The sequence below is a fragment of the Bacillus velezensis genome (genome assembly GCF_001461825.1).
Classification (GTDB): domain Bacteria; phylum Bacillota; class Bacilli; order Bacillales; family Bacillaceae; genus Bacillus; species Bacillus velezensis.
The window spans coordinates 142330-163519 of sequence record NZ_LLZC01000004.1 but is presented as its reverse complement, the minus strand read 5'-3'; the positions used below and the strand labels follow the sequence as shown (position 1 = coordinate 163519).

Sequence of the window (21190 nt, the reverse complement as noted above, 5' to 3'; positions counted from 1 at the left end):
GCTGGAGCATGACGATATCGAAACATGACGTGAATGCATACTATCAAAAAGCGGGAATCGTTCTGACTGATGATGAAGTCGAAGACATTCAAATCATGGATTACGGCTTAGGCAAGCTTGAGGAAACCGGGCTTCAGCTGTTTATTTACGTGAATACCGACCGCTACTGTTCGAAAGAATTGGTGCTCTTCCCGCGCCAGACATGTCCCGAACACCGCCATCCGCCGGTCGGCAGCGAGAAGGGAAAACAAGAGACATTCCGCTGCCGCTGGGGGAAGGTGTATCTCTACGTGGAAGGCGAAAAGACAGAGAACCCAAGCGTCCTCCCGCCGGAAGAAGACAAGGAATACTACACCGTCTGGCATGAGATTGTGCTTGAGCCGGGCGGACAATACACCATTCCGCCGGATACGAAGCATTGGTTTCAAGCGGGAGAAGAAGGGGCGGTCATTACGGAAATGTCATCGCCAAGCACGGATGATCACGATGTTTTCACCGACCCGCGCATTTAAGGATGAGGCTGCACGCCTCATCTTTTTTTGTATGGAAAAAAGTGAATTTACCTGTATAATGGCTAATAAAGGAAAGAAGGTGCGGTCGTGTTTTCCTGTCAAATCCGGGAACATCTGACGATCAGATTGCTTGCCAAAGAAGATACGGACGAATTGTATTCTGTTATGAAGCGAAATCAAAACCATCTCAGCGAATGGCTCAGCTGGGCGGAAGAACTGGCTGATATCGATACGTACCGCGATGTGATCATCCCCGAATGGCGCTATAAATACGCGGAAGAGAATGGGTTTGACGCCGGAATTTTTGTGAAGGGCCGGTTTTGCGGCATGATCAGCATCCATAATGTTGATACAGCCAATCAAAAAGCCGAGATCGGCTACTGGCTGGATCGAGAGCATGAAGGATTCGGCATCATCACCGCAAGCTGCCGGGCGGTCATCACCCATGCATTTCAGGATCTCGGCCTGAACCGTATCATGATCAGCGCGGCTGAAAAAAACACGAAAAGCAGGGCGGTGGCGGAACGGCTCGGATTTCAGAAAGAAGGACTGACGAGAGAAGGCATTTTCGTACAGGGCGCCTATCATGACACGGTGACCTACAGCATGCTGAAGCGGGAATGGAGCGAAGATCGGCAGAAGAGCACATTTCTTGGTTTAAATGTCTCCCCAATGTGGAAAAGTAACAGCGGAGACGTTAAAAAGGAGTGATTCTTCATGAATCAAAATGAAATCAAAGAAAAAGTGCTTGAAGTACTGGATCATCATAAAGTCGGTTCGCTTGCGACGGTAGAGCAAGGCAAACCGCATTCACGCTACATGACATTTTTCCATGACGGCTTAACGATTTACACGCCGACGAGCAAAGACACTCATAAAGCGGAAGAAATTGAAAACAATCCGAATGTTCATATTCTGTTAGGGTATGACTGTGAAGGATTCGGAGACGCTTATGTGGAAGTGGCCGGAACCGCCAAACTGAACAACTCAGCCGATTTAAAAGAAAAGCTGTGGGATCCGAAACTGGAACGCTGGTTTGACGGAAAAGACGATCCGAACCTGGTGATTCTTGAAATTGAACCGAAGCAGATCAAGCTCATGAACGCGGGTGAAAAAACGCCGGCCGAGCTGGAACTTTAAAAATCATTTGATCATTCAGGGGCAATCTGTTATACTTAATTGCTAAGTGACAACATGCAAATAAAAAAGAAAGTAAACTTCTTTTTTCTGTTTTGATATAGAAGCTTCAGGCTTCAACGGACAGCTTGAAAAAAAGCTGAGCTTATTCTTTTCCTTCTGACATTCGCCCCTAACGAAGAGATGGAAAAAAGACTTTTTGTTTTACAATTCACACCGGCGCGGCTTCGGAGCCGCAGTGACGATTGAGAGGTAGGGCTTTCGTTGTCTTGTGTTCAAGAACTTCCATGGTGTTTACTTTCGAAGAATGATTCTGTCGGAACTGTTAATACGAATCACCCGCGGGCTAAGGCGGGCAACCATATATTATTTATTTGCGTAAGAAAAGAATAAGACAAGACCGCGCCGGACATCCGGGCGGTTTTTTTATGCAACCGGCCGAAACCTCGCCGCAGTCTGCAGAGTCTAATCAGTAGAAAAGATTTGGAGGAATCATACATTGCACGTTATTACTTCACAAGTACTGTTTATCTTCTGTTTTCTGCTGCTGATACATTCGATTGAAACGCTTGCCTATGCAACACGCCTTTCCGGCGCGAGAGTCGGTTTTATCGCGTCAGCGCTGTCATTATTTAATGTCATGGTCATCGTGTCGCGCATGTCAAACATGGTTCAGCAGCCGTTTACCGGACATCTGATTGATGCCGCCGGATCAAACGCCCTGTCTCTTGTGGGCGCCCAGTTTCGATTTTTAATATTCGGCTCCACGGTCGGAACGATACTCGGCATCTGTCTTTTGCCGACATTCGTCGCGTTATTCACCCGGGCGATTATACACTTGGCGGACGGAGGAGGCTCCGTTATGCAGGTATTTAAAAAAGGATTTTCACTGAACGGGCTGAAGCATGCGCGTTCTTATATCAGACTGCCGTCAGTCTCCTATTTAAAGGGGCTTCAATTCCGAATGATCCCGAAACGCTTGTTTGTCATTAATATGGTCATTACGTCTATTTACACGATCGGTGTTCTGTCCGCTCTGTACGCCGGCCTTCTGGCGCCTGAGCACAGCACGACGGCCGTGATGGCATCAGGCTTAATCAACGGAGTTGCGACTATGCTGTTGGCTGTGTTTGTTGATCCGAAAGTTTCCGTACTGGCAGACGATGTGGCGAAGGGCAAGCGCAGCTACGTCTCCTTAAAATGGACATCATTGACGATGGTCACATCAAGGGTCGCGGGCACGCTTCTCGCCCAGCTCGTATTCATCCCCGGCGCTTATTATATCGCCTGGGTGACGAAATGGATGTAACGCATGAAAAAAGCTCCTCTGCAGAAGAGGAGCTTTTTTATTGATAATGTCTCAGGCCGCGATCATAAATAAAATTACCGAACGGAATAAAGGCCGCGATAAAACCGGCGGCTGACCATTTCACATGCCATTTGACAGTAAACGCCGCATACGCCAGCACCGCCAGATAAATGATAAACAAACAGCCGTGAATGGAACCGGCAATGGTGACGGCGAGCGGATGATGAGCCCAATACTTCAGCGGCATCGCGATAAACAGCAGCACCAAAAGCGACATTCCTTCAATAAACCCCATCGTGCGAAGTCTGCCGATCGGCGTGTGTAACATACAGCTCCCTCCTGTCGGACATCTTTTTTCCTCTATACTATAAGCAAAGGGCAGTCCTAATATGACCATTTCGCGTCTGTTCCTAAAAAACCTGCATGATTTCAGCCTGTTGTTCTTGTCATTTTTCGGATTTCTCTTGATAATATAGCCAAAAGGGTAAGGAAGGACTACAGTCATGAAACTAGATAATGTTGATCTGAGCATCATTAAAGAGCTGCAGCGGGACAGCCGCCTGTCCATGCGGGAGCTTGGCAGAAAAATCAAATTGTCAGCCCCGTCCGTCACAGAGCGTGTCAGACAGCTTGAATCCTTCGGTGTTATTAAGCGCTATACATTGGATATTGATCAAAAAAAGATCGGACTTCCCGTTTCCTGCATTGTCGAAGCGACGGTGAAAAACGGAAAATACGATCAATTCAAAACCTACATTCAATCCATTCCCAACATTGAATTTTGTTTTCGGGTCGCCGGCGCGGCGTGTTATATGCTGAAGATGAACGCGGACAGCCTGGAAACGATCGAACACTTCATTAACCGCACCTCTCCGTATGCCCAAACCGTGACCCACGTCATTTTCTCAGAAATTGACACAAAAAACGTCCTCGATTAGAGAGAGCGTGAGGAAGTCTGTTATAATAACAGGATGATTGTGAAAGAAAGAGAAGTGAAAAGCATGTCAAAAACAGTTGTATTAGCTGAAAAACCTTCAGTCGGCCGGGACTTGGCCCGCGTGCTGAAGTGTCATAAAAAAGGAAACGGATATCTTGAAGGCGACCGCTACATCGTCACATGGGCGCTCGGGCATCTGGTAACGCTCGCTGACCCTGAAGGATACGGCAAAGAATTTCAATCATGGCGGCTTGAGGATCTGCCGATTATTCCGGAGCCTTTAAAGCTCGTCGTCATTAAAAAAACAGGAAAACAGTTCAATGCGGTCAAAGCTCAGCTTGTCCGGAAAGACGTCAGCCAGATCGTAATCGCTACAGACGCAGGACGGGAAGGGGAGCTTGTAGCCCGCTGGATTATCGAAAAGGCAAACGTCCGCAAACCGATTAAGCGGCTGTGGATTTCCTCTGTGACAGATAAGGCGATTAAAGAAGGATTCCAGAAGCTCCGCAGCGGCAAAGAGTACGAAAACCTGTATCATTCCGCGGTTGCCAGAGCGGAAGCGGATTGGATCGTCGGCATCAACGCGACCCGCGCCCTGACGACGAAATTTAACGCACAGCTGTCATGCGGACGCGTTCAGACTCCGACACTGGCGATGATCGCCAAGCGTGAAGCGGATATTCAGGCGTTCAAACCCGTTCCTTATTACGGTCTCCGCGCGGCAGCTGATCAGATGACGCTGACATGGCAGGATAAAAAAACAAAGCAGACAAGAACATTCGATCAGACGGTGACCGGCCGTTTGGCAAAAGATCTCCAAGGAAAGCCGGCAGTCATTTCAGAATTGAAAAAAACGGCGAAGAAAAGCTTCGCTCCCGGTCTTTACGACTTGACGGAATTGCAGCGGGACGCTCATAAGCGCTTCGGTTTCTCCGCAAAAGAGACGCTGTCCGTGCTTCAAAAGCTGTATGAACAGCATAAGCTTGTCACTTACCCGCGGACAGATTCCAGATTCCTTTCCGCAGACATCGTGCCGACTTTAAAAGACCGTTTAAACGGCATGGAAGTTAAGCCGTACGCACAGTACGTCAATCAAATACTGAAGCGGGGCGTCAAAGCGCATAAAGGATTCGTCAATGATGCGAAAGTATCGGATCACCATGCCATCATTCCGACAGAGGAGCCGCTGATCCTTTCAAGCCTCAGCGACAAAGAACGAAAACTTTACGATCTGATTGCCAAACGTTTTCTCGCCGTGTTAATGCCGGCGTTCGAATACGAAGAAACAAAGGTTACAGCCGATATCGGCGGCGAAACATTTACCGCAAAAGGGAAAACGGTTCAATCGCCTGGCTGGAAAGCCGTGTATGATATGTACGAGGATGACGACGATCACGAGGAAGACAAAGACCAGACGCTCCCGGATCTTCAGCAGGGTCAGCGCCTCACTGTCTCATCATTGAAAGAAACGAGCGGACAGACGAAACCGCCGGCGCGCTTTAATGAAGGCACGCTGTTATCCGCAATGGAGAACCCAAGCGCCTTTATGCAGGGAGAAGAGAAGAACCTAGTGAAAACATTGGGTGAAACCGGCGGACTCGGAACAGTCGCCACCCGCGCTGATATCATTGAAAAACTGTTCAACAGTTTCTTAATCGAGAAAAAAGAAAAAGATATTTTCATTACGTCAAAAGGGAAGCAGCTCTTACAGCTCGTCCCGGAAGATTTAAAATCGCCGGCCTTAACCGCTGAGTGGGAGCAAAAGCTCTCCGCCATCGCAGCGGGCAAACTGAAATCCGCCGTGTTCATTAAAGACATGAAAACATATGCGGGCAAAACGGTGAAGGAAATCAAAAACAGCAGCCAAACTTTCAGACATGACAACATTTCAGGCACCGCCTGCCCTGATTGCGGCAAAATGATGCTTAAAGTCAACGGCAAACGCGGCACGATGCTCGTATGTCAGGATCGTGAGTGCGGCAGCCGGAAAACGCTGGCAAGAAAAACAAACGCCCGCTGTCCGAACTGTCATAAGAAAATGGAGCTTCGCGGCCAGGGTGAAGGCCAAACCTTCGCATGTGTATGCGGCCACCGGGAGAAACTGTCCGTCTTTGAAAAGCGCAAGGCGAAAGATAAATCCGGACGCGCATCCAAGCGGGACATCAACTCTTATATGAAAAGCCAAAACAAAGAGGAGCCGATGAACAACGCGCTGGCAGAACAGCTGAAAAAACTCGGCCTGGATAAATAAATCAGAGAAAGGCAGCATTTGTAACGAAATGCTGCCTTTTTTTGTGTTTTTTACTGTAATGGGAATACGATCCTGTGAAGAGGGAAAAGGTGAGCAGGCGGCGCTCCCATTTAAAATTTCCCAATGTGAAAAAATGCTAGTATTCTTTTATCGTTTCCTATATAGTAAAAATACTTTGTGAAAAAATAAGATATGGGTCTAAAAAAGGATTTGTAAAATAGGAGGATAGACTGTGAAGCAATTCGTTTTTCGTCTGATTATCCTTTTGATTTCAATCGTTCTGACGGCAGGGTGCGCGGAGGCCGGCACTGAAAAACAGGCGGCGGCCGAATCGTCCGGACCGCTTCAGCCCGCAGAGCATTTTATTTATCATAAATTGATGAACGGGCGGGGGATGATCCGGACGAACATATCCGGTGAGCCGGAATATTTATCTGAGTCTCTCGGACTATGGATGGCATTTTTGCTGAACAGGAAAGATGAACGGCAGTTTCAAGCGCAATATCAGCTTCTCACCGATTCGTTTCTGACGAAAAACGGGCTCGTGTCGTGGAAGATTGACGGGAATAAAGCGAGCGGCATCAATGCCTTAATTGATGATTTCAGAATCATGAACTGTCTGAATGAGGCCGGAACCCTGTGGGGTAACAGTGAATACGGGAAAACAGCGGTGCAGATCGGGAAGGCGCTGGAAAAATACAATACGAATGACGGGTATTTTACGGATTATTATGATGCCGCTTCAAATGCCGCATCAAAGACCGTGACGTTGTCCTATGTCGACCCCGGCGCCTTACAGATGCTCAGAGAAAAGGGGATTATCGATGAGAAAACGGAAAACCGGAACCTTGATGTTCTCAATCTTGCGCCCCTGAAAAATGGTTTTCTGCCGAAATCGTTCAATACTGAAACAAAGGAATACAAATATGACAGCGAAGTGAATGTCATCGACCAGCTGTACGCCGCCGTGAATCTGAAGCGGGGCGATGACAAAGCCGCCGTGCTGTCAAAATGGATCATAGAAGAATGGAAGTCGCGCGGACAGCTGTACGGACGGTACATCGCAGACACGAAGGAGCCGGCGGTTCAATACGAATCACCGTCCGTTTACGCCCTGGCCGTTCTTTTTTTAGCAGAACAAAAAGCTGATCCGGCTGTCATCAAGCCGCTTTATGAAAGAATGACTTCATTTGAAACACTGGACACGCTGAAACCTGATTACGGCGGCTATATGAGCGGGGGCGATACACATTCTTTCGATAACCTGCTGCCGCTTCTGGCTGAAAGGAAATTGTTTAATGAAAATATCATTCAATGAATCACAAAAACTGTGCAGCTACACAGCAGTTATGCTGGTGCTGCTGTCTTTTTTTATTTACTATGCGTCTCAGCAATCCGCAGGGCTTCTGATAACCTGCATCACATTGCTTGTCACGGGAGCCGGCATATGGTTCGGGGCAATCTACGCGCTCGTCATCACCTTACTCGTCTTATTTGTTCTCGGCAGCCTGCTCCTGTGGTTTCAGACCGGGGGCTTTATGGCGTCTGCCGGTGCCGAAAGTCTGCAGGTGCTGGTCATTTGGGGGATTGCGCTGCTGCTCTTTTCTTACATAGCGGGAAGGATTCACGAGTTGGCGAAGGGGCTTGAGCGCTCAGTGAAACAGCTGCGTGAAGAGATTACGAGCTTTGTCGCCGTCGACAGGGTGACCGGCTTTGACAACCATCTGCGGATGAAGCTGGAGCTTTCTGAGGAAATCAAGCGGGCGGAACGCTACGGCAATTCCTTCGTCTTTTTGCTGCTGCACATGCATTATTTCAAGGAATTCAAATCCCTCTACGGAGAAAAAGAGACCGACCGCCTGCTGGCATTTATCAGCCGCCAAATCCGGTCAAGCGTTCGGGAAACAGACAAAAAATTCAGGCCGTCCGCCGAACGGTTCGGCATCGTGCTGACCCATACGCCTGAAGAAAACATGCCAGCCGTTCTGGCGAAGCTGAAAAAGGAATTGGATACGTACCGGCTGCAAAACGGTAAATACGTCTCCATCACCTTCCGTGTATGTTACTTGGCGTACCGAAAGGATTTACAAACGGCCGAGCAATTTTTAAATGAACTGGAAAACGAGATGATGATGAATGAACTCTAAATGGATACGTCTCTTACTCTCGGCGCTCTTCATGATTTCGGCGGTTTATGTTCCCCTTACGGCGGAAGCAAAAGACAAAAAGGACGGCATTCTCATTATTTATACAAGCACGGACGGCAAAGAAACCGCTGAGGTCAAAATGCTTGATCTGACCGCGGGCCATTTCTCATCAGCCGTCACCGTGAAAAGCGACGGAGACATCACAGCCGCGGACCTCAAAAAGAATCGGCGCGTCATCTATTACGGCGTCACGAAAAAAAAGCTCAGCACATCATTTGTGTCTCTGATCAGCAGCATGCCGCAGCAGCTTATCAGCATCGGCTATAACGCCGGACAGTTCCGCCAATTTGCGGGTTTGTCCCTGACAGAGAAAGAAACTGTATACCGCATTTACAGCAAGAAAGAAAAAATAGACATGCCGCTTGAAAAAGGAATGTCCGTGCTCGGCGTATCGGGAGTAAAAGGAAAGCCCCTTTATACATACCGGTCCGGTGACGGCAGCACCCGCCCTTTTATGTGGAAAACGGCGCGCTCTGACTATTATTTCGGTGTGACGAGCCTGTTAAATGATTCGTTTCTGACGGCGAAAGCGCTGCGCAGCGCTTTCGGAGAATCAGAAGGCGGCACCCTCCTTTACTTGCGGCTTGAAGACATCAGTCCGATGTCAGATGAAACATTGCTTTACGAAGCGGGCGCTTACCTGCATAAAAGACACATTCCGTTTATTCTGGCGGTCATTCCGGTCTATCTCAATCCGGAAAACGGAGAAAAAGTATACCTGGCGGACAAGCCGAAAATGGTCAGCGTCCTGAAAAAACTTCAGCAAATGGGCGGCAGCATCATTATTCACGGCTACACGCACGCATACCGATACAGCGAAACGGGAGAAGGCTTTGAATTTTGGGATGCCAAAGCGGATCAGCCGATTACGTCAGAAAATGCGGATGATACTCCGGTCAAGCTTGAAAAGGAACAGGATTTTCCGAATGAAAAAGCGTACCGGGCGTATGTGAAGCCTTTCCGTGAAAAAGAAAACATCTACACGAGAACGAAGCTGGAGCAGGCGATTGACGATCTGACAGAGCTCGGCCTTTACCCGCTGTCATTCGAAGCGCCGCACTATACGATGTCTGAAGAAGGCTACAAAATCGCATCTTCTTATTTCTCCAGCATTTTCGGACAAGTGCAGCTCAGCGGCACGACGTGGAAAACCTCGGGCGCCCCTCCGTTCGTCTCAAAGCCGGCTATGCTGGACGGGATGACGCTGTACCCTGAAACAATCGGTTATGCCGATAACTCAAAGGAAAATCCGCTCGGAGATATGGAGAATCATATTTCGCAGATGATTGATTTCGGCGGCGGAACGGCGGGCGGTTTCTACCATCCGTATCTCGGCATGAAATACCTCCCCGAGCTCGTCAATCAGATGGAGCGGATTCCCGGCGGCGAGTGGCTCGATCTGAAGAAAACGAAGCAAACGGTAACGTCGGACAGCGTCAGGATCAAAACGGACGGGGACGGAACCATTCATGTGGAAAACAAGATTCATCCGATAACGGCCTTTTTCAATCACCATCAGCAGACGCCTCTGGAAAAAGCGCTTTGGATTCTCTCCGGCGTGGTGTTATTGTTTATCATCATGTTCGCCTGCTACGTTCTTTATTTGCGCGCCACATTAAAAAAACGAATCTTTAAGGAGAGAAGAAGCCTTGAGTAACATTCTGTTTTTTATCTCATTAAGTTTAATATGGGTGATGCTTCTCTATCATATGTTTCTGATGCAGGGCGGATTCAGGCATTATATGACCTTCGAACGGAACATTCCGAAATGGCGCGCAAAGATGGGGGAGCTCCCGAAGGTCAGCGTGCTCATTCCCGCGCATAATGAGGAGGTCGTCATCAGGCAGACGCTGAAGGCGATGGTGAACCTGTATTATCCGAAAGACAGGCTTGAGATCATCGTCGTTAATGATAATTCCTCCGACCGGACGGGAGACATCGTCAATGAATTTTCCCGTCAGTATGACTTCATTAAAATGGTCATCACAAAGCCCCCGAACGCCGGAAAAGGAAAATCTTCGGCGCTGAACTCAGGGTTCGCGGAATCGAACGGAGACGTGATCTGCGTGTATGATGCGGACAATACGCCGGAAAAAATGGCGGTGTACTACCTGGTTCTCGGTCTGATGAATGATGAGAAAGCGGGAGCGGTTGTCGGGAAATTCCGTGTCATCAACGCGGCCAAAACGATCCTGACGAAGTTTATCAATATTGAAACCATCTGCTTTCAGTGGATGGCGCAGAGCGGCAGATGGAAATGGTTCAAAATCGCCACCATCCCGGGGACAAACTTCGCGATCAGGCGGAGCATTATCGAACAGCTCGGCGGCTGGGATGATAAGGCGCTGGCGGAGGATACCGAGCTGACCATCCGCGTGTATAATCTCGGCTACCATATCCGCTTTTTCCCGGCGGCCGTGACATGGGAGCAGGAGCCTGAGACATGGAAGGTCTGGTGGCGTCAGCGGACAAGATGGGCGCGGGGCAACCAATACGTGGTTCTCAAGTTTTTATCCCAATTTTTCAAGCTGAAACGCAAGCGGATCATCTTCGATCTGTTTTATTTCTTTTTTACGTATTTTTTGTTTTTCTTCGGTGTGATCATGTCAAACACGATTTTTATCATCAATCTTTTTTACGACCTGCATCTGGCAGTCGGGTTTTTGGCGATGATTTTGTGGATACTGGCCTTTTTCCTGTTTATGACTGAGGTCATGATTACTTTAAGCATTGAAAAAACAGAAATGAACAAACAAAACTTCTTTATCGTATTTCTGATGTACTTTACATACTCTCAGGCTTGGATCGTGCTCGTCATCTGGTCATTATTCACAGAGATCAAGCACCGCTTGTTCAAGCAGGAAGTCAGGTGGTACAAAACGGAGCGATACAATCAAAATAAAAGCGGGTGACCTTTTTGAAAAAAGCGATCATATTGATAACTGGCCTTTTGCTATTGATGTATAACGGGCAGGCGGCCGCGGCCCGGGAACTGAAAACGGACGGTTCCGCCCTCGGAACAAGCGCCGGCGCAAAAGAGCAGCAGGCGCTGACTGGCGATCTGATGACACTGTACGGGGCGAAAGACAGCGCAGAGCTGACCTATCAGATTCCTGCGGGAGCTTCGAATGCCGATCAGTCGCTTCTGATTGATTACGAGGCGTCAAACTTATTAATTGCCCCGTCTTCTTTAACCATCGCCATTGATGATGAACCCGTCAAATCTATAAAGCTTGACGGCAGTTCCAAGCGGAAAACGGTGAAGCTCAATCTCAGCAAAAGCCAATCCGCCCAAGGCTATCACAATGTATCATTACGATTTTACGGCTTATTAAAAGAGGGCGTCTGCGTCAGGCAGGATACGTCAGGCAACTGGATAAAAATTTATCCGGACAGCCGCCTTGTACTTTCAGAAGCAAGCAAGTCAAAGGGAGCGGATCTCGGCCATTTCCCGTATCCGTTTGCCCAATCAGGCAATACGGGTGAAGAAACCGATATTATTCTTCCTGACAAACCGACCTCGGCGGAAGCTGAAGCCGCAGTCAAAACAGAAGCATTTCTGAAAACGGCAGACAGCAGGCTGAAGGTATCCTATGTAAAAGAATCCGACGCCGGCAAAATCAGCAATCCGTCAATTGTCATCGGCGCTGATCAGCATTGGAACGGGAAAATAAAAGAACTTTTCGAACAGGGGAACATCAAAGCGGAAGACAACAAACTTCTTCTCGCTGAACGGGTTCTGACATCAGGGGACAAACGGCAGCCCGTCCTGTTTGTCACGGCGCAATCAGACAAAACGCTGGCGGATAAAATCCGCGTCATCACAGACAGCGCTTATTCAGCTCAGCTGGGCGGAGATACTTTGACAATCGGCCGCCTTCAGCCCGCTGCGGAAAAGACAGGCAATAAACTGACATTAGAGGACTTCGGCGCGGGAAATGTAACGATCGGATCAAACAAAACGGCGTCAGAGCACTTCTTTTACCCTGCGGCGGCCGCTGTTGATAAAGACGGTAAGGTCAAGCTTTCACTTACATTAAAAACGTCGGAATCGATCCGGACGAAGGCGGATTCAGCAAATGACGCCGAGAGAGCGGAGCTGAACGTCATGGTCAACGGACAGCCGAATGCGGTGCGTCTTGATGATCTCGGCAATAAAGATAAAGACGGCTTTTACCACGTCTCAATCCCGATTGATCCGAAGCTTTTGCGAAGCAGCAGGTACATTGATCTGCAATTTGTCACATCAGGCTTGAAACATAACAATCCGTGTATCGACCGTGACGAAAACAAATGGGTCTATATTGATAAAAGCAGCACGCTGACGTATCCGGTAAGCGATGCGGCGCAGAAAGCTGATTTCGGGCAATGGCCGCTCCCGTTTGCGGGCGGCGGGAAAGAGAAAACAGTGATCGTCATCCCGGATGACGTAAACATGCAGACACTGAAAGAGCTTTCTCTGGTGGCGGATTCATTCGGAAACGGCTTTACCGTAAAGACGGCATCAGACATGAAGGAAGCGGATGCCAAAGGCCGGAATGTTGTGTTTATCGGAGGCCTGCCGCAAATTCCGCTTTTGAAATCAAACGCCTCTAAGCTTCTCGTGCCCTCAGACCGCAGCGGAGCTTACGATGTCTCTTCGTTTCAAATGCTGAATGAGACAACGAAACAAGTCGCGTTTACACAGGAATCACCTTGGGACTCCGGCCGGAGCATCGCTGTTTTTGCTCCGTTATCAGGAAGCGGCGCGTCTGTCACAAAAGAGCTGATCAGCTTTTTAGACAGCACAAGCGATGCCGCAACCGTCATTAACGAAACGGCCGGCCGGCAGCTGTTTTCGAATCATCAGCAAATCAAGTCCGATGACAGCAGTCCGGCGGCTGATACGAAAAGCCGTTCCGCAGCACTGAACGTTACGTATATTGCTGTGTTCGCGGCGCTTATGATCATTGCGGCCGGTCTGATCTGGCTGACGGCAAGAAGGAAAAAAAGAAAAACGGATCATGAAAAAAGCGAAGAGTAATGAAGGAAAAAGAGGCCGTTAACAGGCCTCTTTTTTTGTATTTTCATTTCCATTTTTGGCGGTGATTTTTTTATTTTTGAAACAGCATAAAAGCCCCTTTACAACTGAACGGGACGGGAGTATGATCTCTTTTATAATCTATATCGCTTAATCTGTAATCAGAGCGGGGGAACCAATTTGCGGCGCGTGATGCCGCTTGGGGTGAATCCTTTTTCAGGTAGGGCCAACTCTCATCAGCCCGAATCCGACAGCTAACCTCGTAAGCGTTCATGAGAGGAGATGAATGAAACCTGTGCACGATTATGGCGCAGGGGCATCCGTTTGCCTCTGTGTCTTTTTGCTGTGCTGAAATATGGCATGCAATCGTTATTCGGAGACATCATAGCAGTAAGGGTTTGTAAATCAAACGGAAAATGAAAAAAAGGGGAAAACAACAAATGTACCATTCAATCAAAAGATTTTTGATTGGGAAACCGCTGAAATCACAGGCGGCCGGAGAGCAGAAACTCACGAAACTCAAGGCGCTCGCCATGCTTTCTTCAGACGCGCTGTCATCAGTTGCTTACGGAACGGAACAGATTCTGATCATTTTGGCTGCGGTAAGCGCGGCCGCGTTTTGGTATTCCATTCCGATCGCAGCCGGTGTTCTCATTTTGCTGCTAGCTTTGATTCTGTCCTACAGACAGATTATTTACGCTTATCCGCAAGGCGGGGGCGCTTATATGGTTTCAAAAGAAAACCTTGGTGAGAAGCCGGGTCTGATTGCGGGCGGCTCATTGCTTGTTGATTATATTCTGACGGTGGCGGTAAGCATTTCTGCCGGAACTGACGCCATTACATCGGCATTTCCGGCCCTGCACCCGTATCATTTGCTCATTGCTGTTTTGCTTGTAATTCTGATTATGATTTTAAATTTGAGAGGACTGTCAGAGTCGGCGTCCATTTTGGCGTATCCCGTCTATCTGTTTGTGGCGGCGCTTGTCCTTTTGATCGTCGTCGGACTGTTTAAGCTCATGACGGGCCAGGTTCATCCGGCCGAACACACGCCGATCGGCACACCCGTGGCGGGCATCACGCTGTTTTTGCTGCTGAAGGCCTTTTCATCCGGCTGTTCGGCACTGACCGGTGTGGAAGCCATTTCAAACGCGATCCCGGCCTTTAAAAATCCTCCGGCAAAAAACGCGGCCCGCACTTTGGCCATGATGGGGATTCTGCTGGCGATCTTATTTACGGGGATTACGGTGCTGGCGTACGGATACGGCACGGGACCGAAGCATGACGAGACCGTTATTTCGCAAATCGCCGCGGAAACTTTCGGACGGCATACGGTGTATTATTTCATTCAAGGCGTTACATCCTTGATTCTCGTGCTTGCGGCGAATACGGGCTTTTCCGCTTTTCCGCAGCTGGCGTTTAATTTAGCGCGCGATCAGTATATGCCGAGAATGTTTACGGTACGAGGCGACCGATTAGGATTTTCAAACGGAATCATCTTTCTCGGTATCGCGTCCATCTTGCTCATTCTTTTATTCGGCGGCCGAACGGAACATTTAATTCCGCTTTATGCCGTCGGCGTGTTCATTCCGTTTACGCTGTCGCAGACGGGAATGTGCATCAAGTGGATCAGGCAGAAGCCGAAGGGCTGGGCGGTAAAAATGCTGATCAACTCATGCGGCGCCGCCATTTCATTTATGGTGCTGTGTATTTTATTCGCGACGAAGTTCAATCTTGTCTGGCCGGTGCTGTTATTCATGCCTGCTGTCGTCATGCTGTTTTTCGTCATTAAAAATCACTACACCGCGGTCGGCGAACAGCTGCGGGTCGTTGATCAGCAGCCTGAGGAAATCAGGGGAACCGTCGTCATCGTGCCTGTCGCTGGTGTCACCACCGTCGTCCAAAAATCGATTCAGTATGCGAAATCATTATCGGATCAGGTCATTGCGGTTCATGTTTCCTTTGACAAAGAAAACGAAAAAAAGGTGGAAAAGCGCTGGGAAGAGCTTCATAACGGCGTCCGCCTCGTCACCCTGCATTCCTCATACCGCAGTTTGGTTCACCCGTTTGATAAGTTTTTAGAAACGGTCGAACAAAAAGCGAAAAAAGAACAGTTCTCCGTGATGGTGCTGTTTCCGCAATTCATTACGAAAAAACGCTGGCAGACCATCCTTCACAACCAATCAGCCTTTTTACTCCGAGTCCGGCTGTTTTGGAAGAAGGACATAATCGTCGCCACCCTGCCGTATCATTTTAAAAAGTAACGGCAAAGACCGCAGGCTTTAATGCCGCGGTCTTTTTTGTAAAGGAGGACGCCATGGCTCAAGGCGCTTTTGTCATCATTCAAAATGACGGGCGGGACATATTGCTCGTAAAACGAAAAGACATTCCCTTATGGGATTTGCCCGGGGGCAGGATCGCAGAAGGTGAAACACCTGAATCCGCAGCCGTAAGAGAGGCCTTCGAAGAAACCGGTTATAACGTGACCATCATAAAAAAAGCCGGTGAGTATGAAAGGCCGGCATTTGAAGATACACAACATGTCTTCATCGGAGCCATTACCGGAGGAACACCGCTGATGAACGGGCCGGAAACCGCCGCATTACGCTGGTTTTCCCCAAACCGGCTGCCGCTGTTCATGGTGCCGAACAGAAAACGGCAAATAAAAGACGGACTCAATGGGGCGGCAAATCGTAAGGAAGTCCTTAAAGACCGAAATCTGTTATCCATCCTTGATCTGCTGAGAAAAAAGCTGAGAGTATAGCCTGTGTTTCAACCCGTATGAAAAAGGGGATGAATACAGGTAAAAGGAGGATGCAGTATGCCAAGTAAAACAGCAGGACACGTAATGACGGAGCTGCTTGAACAATGGGGAGTCGGTCATATATACGGCATTCCCGGAGACAGCATTAATGAATTTATCGAAGAACTGAGACATGAACGAAATAACCTGACATTCATCCAAACCCGGCACGAAGAAGTCGCAGCCCTGGCTGCCGCGGCTGAGGCAAAACTGACCGGGCAGATCGGTGTCTGCCTTTCAATCGCAGGACCGGGGGCCGTTCATCTGCTGAACGGTTTATACGACGCCAAAGCGGACGGCGTTCCGGTGCTGGCGATTGCGGGACAGGTGGCTTCCGATGAAATCGGCCGTGACAGCTTTCAGGAAATCAAATTAGAGCAAATGTTTGAGGACGTGGCGGTATTCAACCAGCAAGTACATACGGCAGAAGCGCTGCCCGATCTTCTGAATCAGGCGATCCGCACGGCTTACAGCAAAAAAGGCGTTGCCGTTTTAACCGTTTCTGATGATTTATTCGCGCAAAAAATCAAACGGGAGCCGGTTTACACATCGCCGATATACCTCAAAGCCGATATAGAGCCGAAAAAAGAACATCTCGTGACATGCGCGCAATATATTAACAACGCAAAAAAACCGGTCATTCTCGCCGGCCAAGGGTTAAAATCGGCAAAAGAGGAGCTGCTCGCATTCGCCGATAAAGCGGCCGCTCCGATTGTCATTACCCTTCCGGCAAAAGGCGTCGTGCCTGACAGCCATCCCCACTTTCTCGGGAATCTCGGGCAAATCGGCACAAAGCCCGCCTACGAAGCAATGGAGGAATGCGATCTGCTGATCATGCTCGGTACGTCGTTCCCATACAGGGATTATCTCCCGGATGATACGCCTGCTATTCAGCTTGATTCGGATCCGGCGAAAATCGGGAAGCGCTATCCCGTCAATGCGGGAATCGTCAGTGATGCGGCTCTGGGGCTGAAAGAGCTGACGGAATACATTGAATATAAAGAAGACAGAAGATTTTTGGACGCCTGCACCGAGCACATGAAGCATTGGTGGAAGGAAATCGAAAAGGATGAAACTGAAGCGACTCATCCGCTCAAGCCGCAGCAGGTCATTGCCCGGCTTCAGGATGCCGCCGCAGAGGACGCCGTCCTGTCGGTGGATGTCGGAACGGTTACGGTGTGGATGGCCCGCCATTTTAAGATGAAGAAGCAGGACTTTATCGTCTCAAGCTGGCTCGCCACGATGGGATGCGGGCTTCCGGGAGCCATTGCCGCAAGCCTTGCCGAACCTGAGCGGCAGTCCATCGCCATTTGCGGAGACGGCGGATTTTCAATGGTGATGCAGGACCTGCCGACGGCTGTTAAATATAAACTGCCGATTACGGTTGTCATATTAAACAACGAAAATTTAGGCATGATTGAATATGAACAGCGGGTCAAAGGCAACATTGACTACGTCACCCAGCTGCAAAATATGGATTACGCCGCTTTTGCAGAAAGCTGCGGGGCAAAAGGCATCAAAGTGACGAAACACGAGGAATTGGCTCCCGCTTTTCATGAAGCGCTCAACTCAAATGAGCCGGTCGTCATCGACGCCGTCATCGGCGACGAGCCGCCGCTTCCGGGAAAAATCACTTACGGCCAAGCGAAGGGCTTCAGCAAATACATGCTGAAAAACTTCTTTGAAAACCAAAAAATCGAAATGCCGTCACTCAAGAAAAGCTTAAAACGGCTGTTTTAAAAAATAAAAATAAACAGGCAGTATGCCTGTTTATTTTTTAGTTATTTACCCAGATAAGCCATAGTAAAAGTCCGGCTTTTTATTTTAGGCTTTTCTTCAATAAGGTCATCCCGGGTTAAATGGAATAGGTCAGCCAAGTTCCAAGAGAGCCACCCATCTTTTCATAAAATTTTTGTGCACGGTAATTATCGGATGCAGTTATCCACGACATATGCGCATACCCGTTTTCTTTTGTAAATCTCTCGCAACTTTTAAACAATTCTTTGGCTGCTCCTGTACCTCTTGCTTTTTCTATTACGAATAAATCATTCATTACTGTTATTTTTTCTGCTTTCGTCGTACTAAAACTAAAATATAATGTTGCAAAGCCAACAAGTTCCCCATCTTGTTCAGCAACGAATTGAATACCCCTGTTCTTCTCAAATAACATTTCAATTAAATGATGTATCTTTTCAATCGGTGGCTTAGGCCTTTTATAAAAATCCACGATATATAAATACATTAAATCGGTCAATTGTTTTACATCATAGGGTTCCGCGCTTCTGATTATCATATGTTTCCCTCCTCACTCTTATTAAATTTTTGTTATACAAAACTTACACAAACATTCTAAATTATTCAATACTTTAAATTGGTTTTGAACCGGTTTGTTGTTTAAGAAATAATAAGAAGGTCTCTTGAAGCGCTCAACTCAAATGAGCCGGTCGTCATCGACGACGAGCCGCCGCTTCCGGGAAAAATCACTTACGGCCAAGCGAAGGGCTTCAGCAAATACATGCTGAAAAACTTCTTTGAAAACCAAAAAATCGAAATGCCGTCACTCAAGAAAAGCTTAAAACGGCTGTTTTAAGAAGCCGGCGCTTATAAAACGATGGCTGATTAAAAAACTCGTGAAGAATCAATGCAGTTTCATCTCAAGAACAGCCAGAGAGCGGTCACAACAGCGATCATAAAGTAATCTCCATCATTCAGTGTAGTTCCATTTTTGACAAACACAAGTGCCGTCCGGTTTGTACTTTGTCCCTTTGGGGATTTTAAGCGCGCAATGTTCTTCCCTATATTGTAATAAACAATTTTAAACAAATAATATGCCAGCGACAGAGTAAAAAGAGCAACATGAACTTGCCAATAAACAATATCATGTTTCATTACTCCCTTTTGCAGTTTTTTCGTTTGAATATATGACGGAAAAGTCAGGATGTTATATAAAAGGAGAAGTATTTTACAGAGGCTGGTGTTATTCATTAATGAACGGTTCGCCGCAACATCCCCAGATCCGGAATCATTTCAAAACGAAAGAGAAGCCCGAGGATTATTAAAAAACAGTCCCTAAGTTGTCCGCTTTTTTTTGAAAATTTGATCTAAGATGAACATAAAGAGGGTGAATAAGAAGGACACCGTAATCATATCTATCAGAAATATATTAGGAGTATCTTTTATTAACAGCAGCCATACCACCTGCAAAACTAAAGAAATAGAAAAATAGAATATATATGTCATGATCCTCATATCAGTTACCTCCTTAGCCTAATTTCTCTTTTGTGATCTTATCCAAATTAGTGAAAAGGATATCCAATCCCGAAAATAAGAAAGTGATGAACAATGAAAGAAGAATTTCTCCACCTTGAAATATAGATATGTTCTCAATGATATGATTGGAAACGTATTGAATTGAGAAGTAAACAGCAGCCCATGCAAAAATGAATTCAAGGATATAGGCTGACCAAGCAGGCAATGTCAAAACATGAGTCATTCCTTTTACAATTGCCGTAAGGATTAGCATATAAACTAAAGCTAAAATACTGACGACGACAGAAAATATGTATAAGTCTGAAAGTGAACCATATATGATGTAATCCCCGAAAAAATGATGTATTGTTACAGCTGCAAAACAAATAATCATGCTGGGGACAGTCACAGCGAAGAACAGAGAGAATCCAATAAGTACGATGAATGCTGCATGAGCTAAGCGGTTTGGCGGTGTATCCACGATCTCTTTTTTTAATAGGATCATAAAAATAAGAGATGAAATCACAAGGCAGCATAAGAAAGTGAGCAAAACAGTAAAAAAGACAGTCATGTGACATCTCCAATGAAAAAGTGCTATTAGAGTGAATCTAACAGCACTTTGCATTTACTTCATACGTATTTTCCTGACGATCATTTATGAATGATTTTAAAATGCTTTCATTGCTAAAGTTGTCAAATGAGCGAGGTTTTTAGCCTGGCTGTCAGAAAGTCCGGACTTTTTAAGTGAAAGATAAAGATTCTTTTCCACGTCAGTCCAGCTTAAGGCGACATACTCGTTCAGCATTTTCTTTAAAACCGGTTCTATGTGTTGATTGAAAACGGATTCAAGTTCATTTCTTATTTTCTTTCCTGCTAATTTTTCAACAAGATTGAATAATTTTGTTTTATTTTTCAGCACTTCTCTGATTACATCTTTGACTGGTTTTGACACAGATGCATCGCTTTGTGCTTTAAGTCCGTAGGAAAATTGCGTATCAGTCTGATAAAAAAATGATTTGGTCGTTCCAGTGGCATTGGCAGTATTATTATGATTTTCTTTAGCTAAGGATGCGGGGACAAAAGTAGTAGTTACAAGGGCTAAAGATGCGGCAAACAGAATGCCTTTAGCTGCGTGTCTAATGGGAAATCCTCCTTTAGAAATGTAGTGTAGAGAGAAATGAAAGACTATGTATTTAGGCGGGACCGATATGATCCGCTTTGAACATTTTCCCCTCTCAGATACCATTCTATCAATAGGTATTTTTGGGGTAAATAGGATTTTCATACAGTATTTTTCTTATAATTCAAAATCTTCTTTAGCAGGATTCATTTTGGCTGCAGTTTCGATGATGGGACATGGGCTGAAGCCTATATAACACATGTACAGGCTGATTGAGGCGGAATCACATTATCGGAGCGGTTTATAATTCAGGGTTAATGAATAAAAATAAACAGGCGGCATGCCTGTTTATTTTCGTTTGCGTGAAAGAGCGAAGAAAAACGGGAAGGCGGAGCCGGCCAATAACGTACCGAATAAAAACATGCCCCCGATGAACACATGATAGTTCACCCCGCCGATCCAAAGCCCCGTGATTAAGGAAACGATGCTTAATGCGATCATCAAAAAGCCGGGAATCAGACGTTTCTTACCCGTTGTCCGATAAGCAAAAAGAGAACAGAAGATGCCGATGACAATCGGCACAATCCACAGATAAAAAAGGATAAATACTGACATAAGCAAAACTCCGATTTTTCTTCTATCATACCA

19 protein-coding genes, 2 pseudogenes and 1 riboswitch are annotated in these 21190 nt (G+C 47.1%); of the genes and pseudogenes, 15 read left to right on the top strand and 6 right to left on the bottom strand.

All coding sequences use genetic code 11. The annotated features are described in order from the left end of the window. Positions 1-8 precede the first annotated feature (8 nt). The 4 genes from AR442_RS02480 to AR442_RS02465 all read left to right on the top strand — a co-directional run bounded on the left by AR442_RS02480 (position 9) and on the right by AR442_RS02465 (position 2958). Positions 9-512 (top strand): D-lyxose/D-mannose family sugar isomerase, encoded by a 504-nt coding sequence (locus AR442_RS02480; protein WP_014416931.1) that lies wholly within the window; start codon positions 9-11, stop codon positions 510-512. A gap of 87 nt (positions 513-599) precedes the next feature. Continuing rightward, on the top strand, positions 600-1223 hold the full coding sequence (locus AR442_RS02475) for a GNAT family N-acetyltransferase (RefSeq protein WP_014416932.1): 624 nt from the start codon (positions 600-602) through the stop codon (positions 1221-1223). A 6-nt stretch (positions 1224-1229) separates the two neighbouring features. Then, complete coding sequence (locus AR442_RS02470) at positions 1230-1652, top strand: pyridoxamine 5'-phosphate oxidase family protein (protein ID WP_003156270.1); 423 nt, start codon at positions 1230-1232, stop codon at positions 1650-1652. Positions 1653-2148: 496 nt separating this feature from the next. Further along, positions 2149-2958, top strand: a complete 810-nt coding sequence (locus AR442_RS02465; RefSeq protein WP_014416933.1) for a lipid II flippase Amj — start codon at positions 2149-2151, stop codon at positions 2956-2958. A 37-nt stretch (positions 2959-2995) separates the two neighbouring features. On the opposite strand, the gene AR442_RS02460 is transcribed toward AR442_RS02465, so the two are convergent. Further along, the gene (locus AR442_RS02460) at positions 2996-3286 is read right to left on the bottom strand and encodes a DUF3817 domain-containing protein (RefSeq protein ID WP_014416934.1); all 291 of its coding nucleotides are present in this window, start codon (positions 3284-3286) and stop codon (positions 2996-2998) included. Between the two features lie 175 nt (positions 3287-3461). Here AR442_RS02460 and lrpC point away from each other — a divergent pair, with 175 nt between their 5' ends. The 10 genes from lrpC to AR442_RS02410 all read left to right on the top strand — a co-directional run bounded on the left by lrpC (position 3462) and on the right by AR442_RS02410 (position 17913). Beyond that, on the top strand, positions 3462-3896 hold the full coding sequence (gene lrpC, locus AR442_RS02455; RefSeq protein WP_007410180.1) for a transcriptional regulator LrpC: 435 nt from the start codon (positions 3462-3464) through the stop codon (positions 3894-3896). Between the two features lie 63 nt (positions 3897-3959). Next, positions 3960-6146, top strand: a complete 2187-nt coding sequence (locus AR442_RS02450) for a DNA topoisomerase III (protein ID WP_003156261.1) — start codon at positions 3960-3962, stop codon at positions 6144-6146. A gap of 232 nt (positions 6147-6378) precedes the next feature. Continuing rightward, complete coding sequence (locus AR442_RS02445) at positions 6379-7464, top strand: hypothetical protein (protein WP_014416936.1); 1086 nt, start codon at positions 6379-6381, stop codon at positions 7462-7464. Beyond that, positions 7445-8293, top strand: coding sequence for a diguanylate cyclase domain-containing protein (locus AR442_RS02440; protein ID WP_014416937.1), 849 nt, complete (start codon positions 7445-7447; stop codon positions 8291-8293). Before AR442_RS02445 ends, AR442_RS02440 begins: the two co-directional genes overlap by 20 nt. Then, entirely contained in the window at positions 8283-10010 is a 1728-nt protein-coding gene (locus AR442_RS02435; protein WP_014416938.1) for a DUF2334 domain-containing protein, read from the top strand. The genes AR442_RS02440 and AR442_RS02435 overlap by 11 nt, the downstream gene beginning before the upstream one ends. Then, positions 10003-11265, top strand: coding sequence for a glycosyltransferase family 2 protein (locus tag AR442_RS02430; protein ID WP_014416939.1), 1263 nt, complete (start codon positions 10003-10005; stop codon positions 11263-11265). The genes AR442_RS02435 and AR442_RS02430 overlap by 8 nt, the downstream gene beginning before the upstream one ends. Positions 11266-11270: 5 nt before the next feature. Next, complete coding sequence (locus AR442_RS02425) at positions 11271-13376, top strand: cellulose biosynthesis cyclic di-GMP-binding regulatory protein BcsB (RefSeq protein WP_053285481.1); 2106 nt, start codon at positions 11271-11273, stop codon at positions 13374-13376. Positions 13377-13510: 134 nt separating this feature from the next. Beyond that, positions 13511-13657: riboswitch (cyclic di-AMP (ydaO/yuaA leader) on the top strand. 156 nt (positions 13658-13813) lie between these two features. Continuing rightward, positions 13814-15634 (top strand): APC family permease, encoded by a 1821-nt coding sequence (locus AR442_RS02420; protein WP_014416941.1) that lies wholly within the window; start codon positions 13814-13816, stop codon positions 15632-15634. A gap of 53 nt (positions 15635-15687) precedes the next feature. Continuing rightward, complete coding sequence (locus AR442_RS02415) at positions 15688-16134, top strand: NUDIX hydrolase (RefSeq protein ID WP_014416942.1); 447 nt, start codon at positions 15688-15690, stop codon at positions 16132-16134. 57 nt (positions 16135-16191) lie between these two features. After that, entirely contained in the window at positions 16192-17913 is a 1722-nt protein-coding gene (locus tag AR442_RS02410) for a pyruvate oxidase (protein ID WP_014416943.1), read from the top strand. 115 nt (positions 17914-18028) lie between these two features. Here the strand turns inward: AR442_RS02410 and AR442_RS02405 are convergent, their stop codons facing one another. Then, the gene (locus AR442_RS02405; protein WP_014416944.1) at positions 18029-18466 is read right to left on the bottom strand and encodes a GNAT family N-acetyltransferase; all 438 of its coding nucleotides are present in this window, start codon (positions 18464-18466) and stop codon (positions 18029-18031) included. Between the two features lie 126 nt (positions 18467-18592). Here AR442_RS02405 and AR442_RS20810 point away from each other — a divergent pair. Then, positions 18593-18763: pseudogene (locus AR442_RS20810) on the top strand (hypothetical protein); the annotation flags it as partial. Between the two features lie 59 nt (positions 18764-18822). On the opposite strand, the pseudogene AR442_RS21025 reads toward AR442_RS20810, so the two are convergent. The 4 genes and pseudogenes from AR442_RS21025 to AR442_RS02380 all read right to left on the bottom strand — a co-directional run bounded on the left by AR442_RS21025 (position 18823) and on the right by AR442_RS02380 (position 21157). Next, a pseudogene (locus tag AR442_RS21025) lies at positions 18823-19055 on the bottom strand (hypothetical protein). Positions 19056-19435: 380 nt separating this feature from the next. Further along, positions 19436-19993: a hypothetical protein gene (locus AR442_RS02390; RefSeq protein ID WP_014720742.1), complete on the bottom strand. Its 558-nt coding sequence runs from the start codon at positions 19991-19993 to the stop codon at positions 19436-19438. Between the two features lie 96 nt (positions 19994-20089). Then, positions 20090-20707 carry a hypothetical protein gene (locus AR442_RS20805; RefSeq protein ID WP_014416945.1) on the bottom strand — a complete coding sequence of 206 codons (618 nt, stop codon included), beginning with the start codon at positions 20705-20707 and terminating at the stop codon, positions 20090-20092. A 183-nt stretch (positions 20708-20890) separates the two neighbouring features. Continuing rightward, positions 20891-21157, bottom strand: a complete 267-nt coding sequence (locus AR442_RS02380) for a hypothetical protein (protein ID WP_014416946.1) — start codon at positions 21155-21157, stop codon at positions 20891-20893. Positions 21158-21190 lie beyond the last annotated feature (33 nt).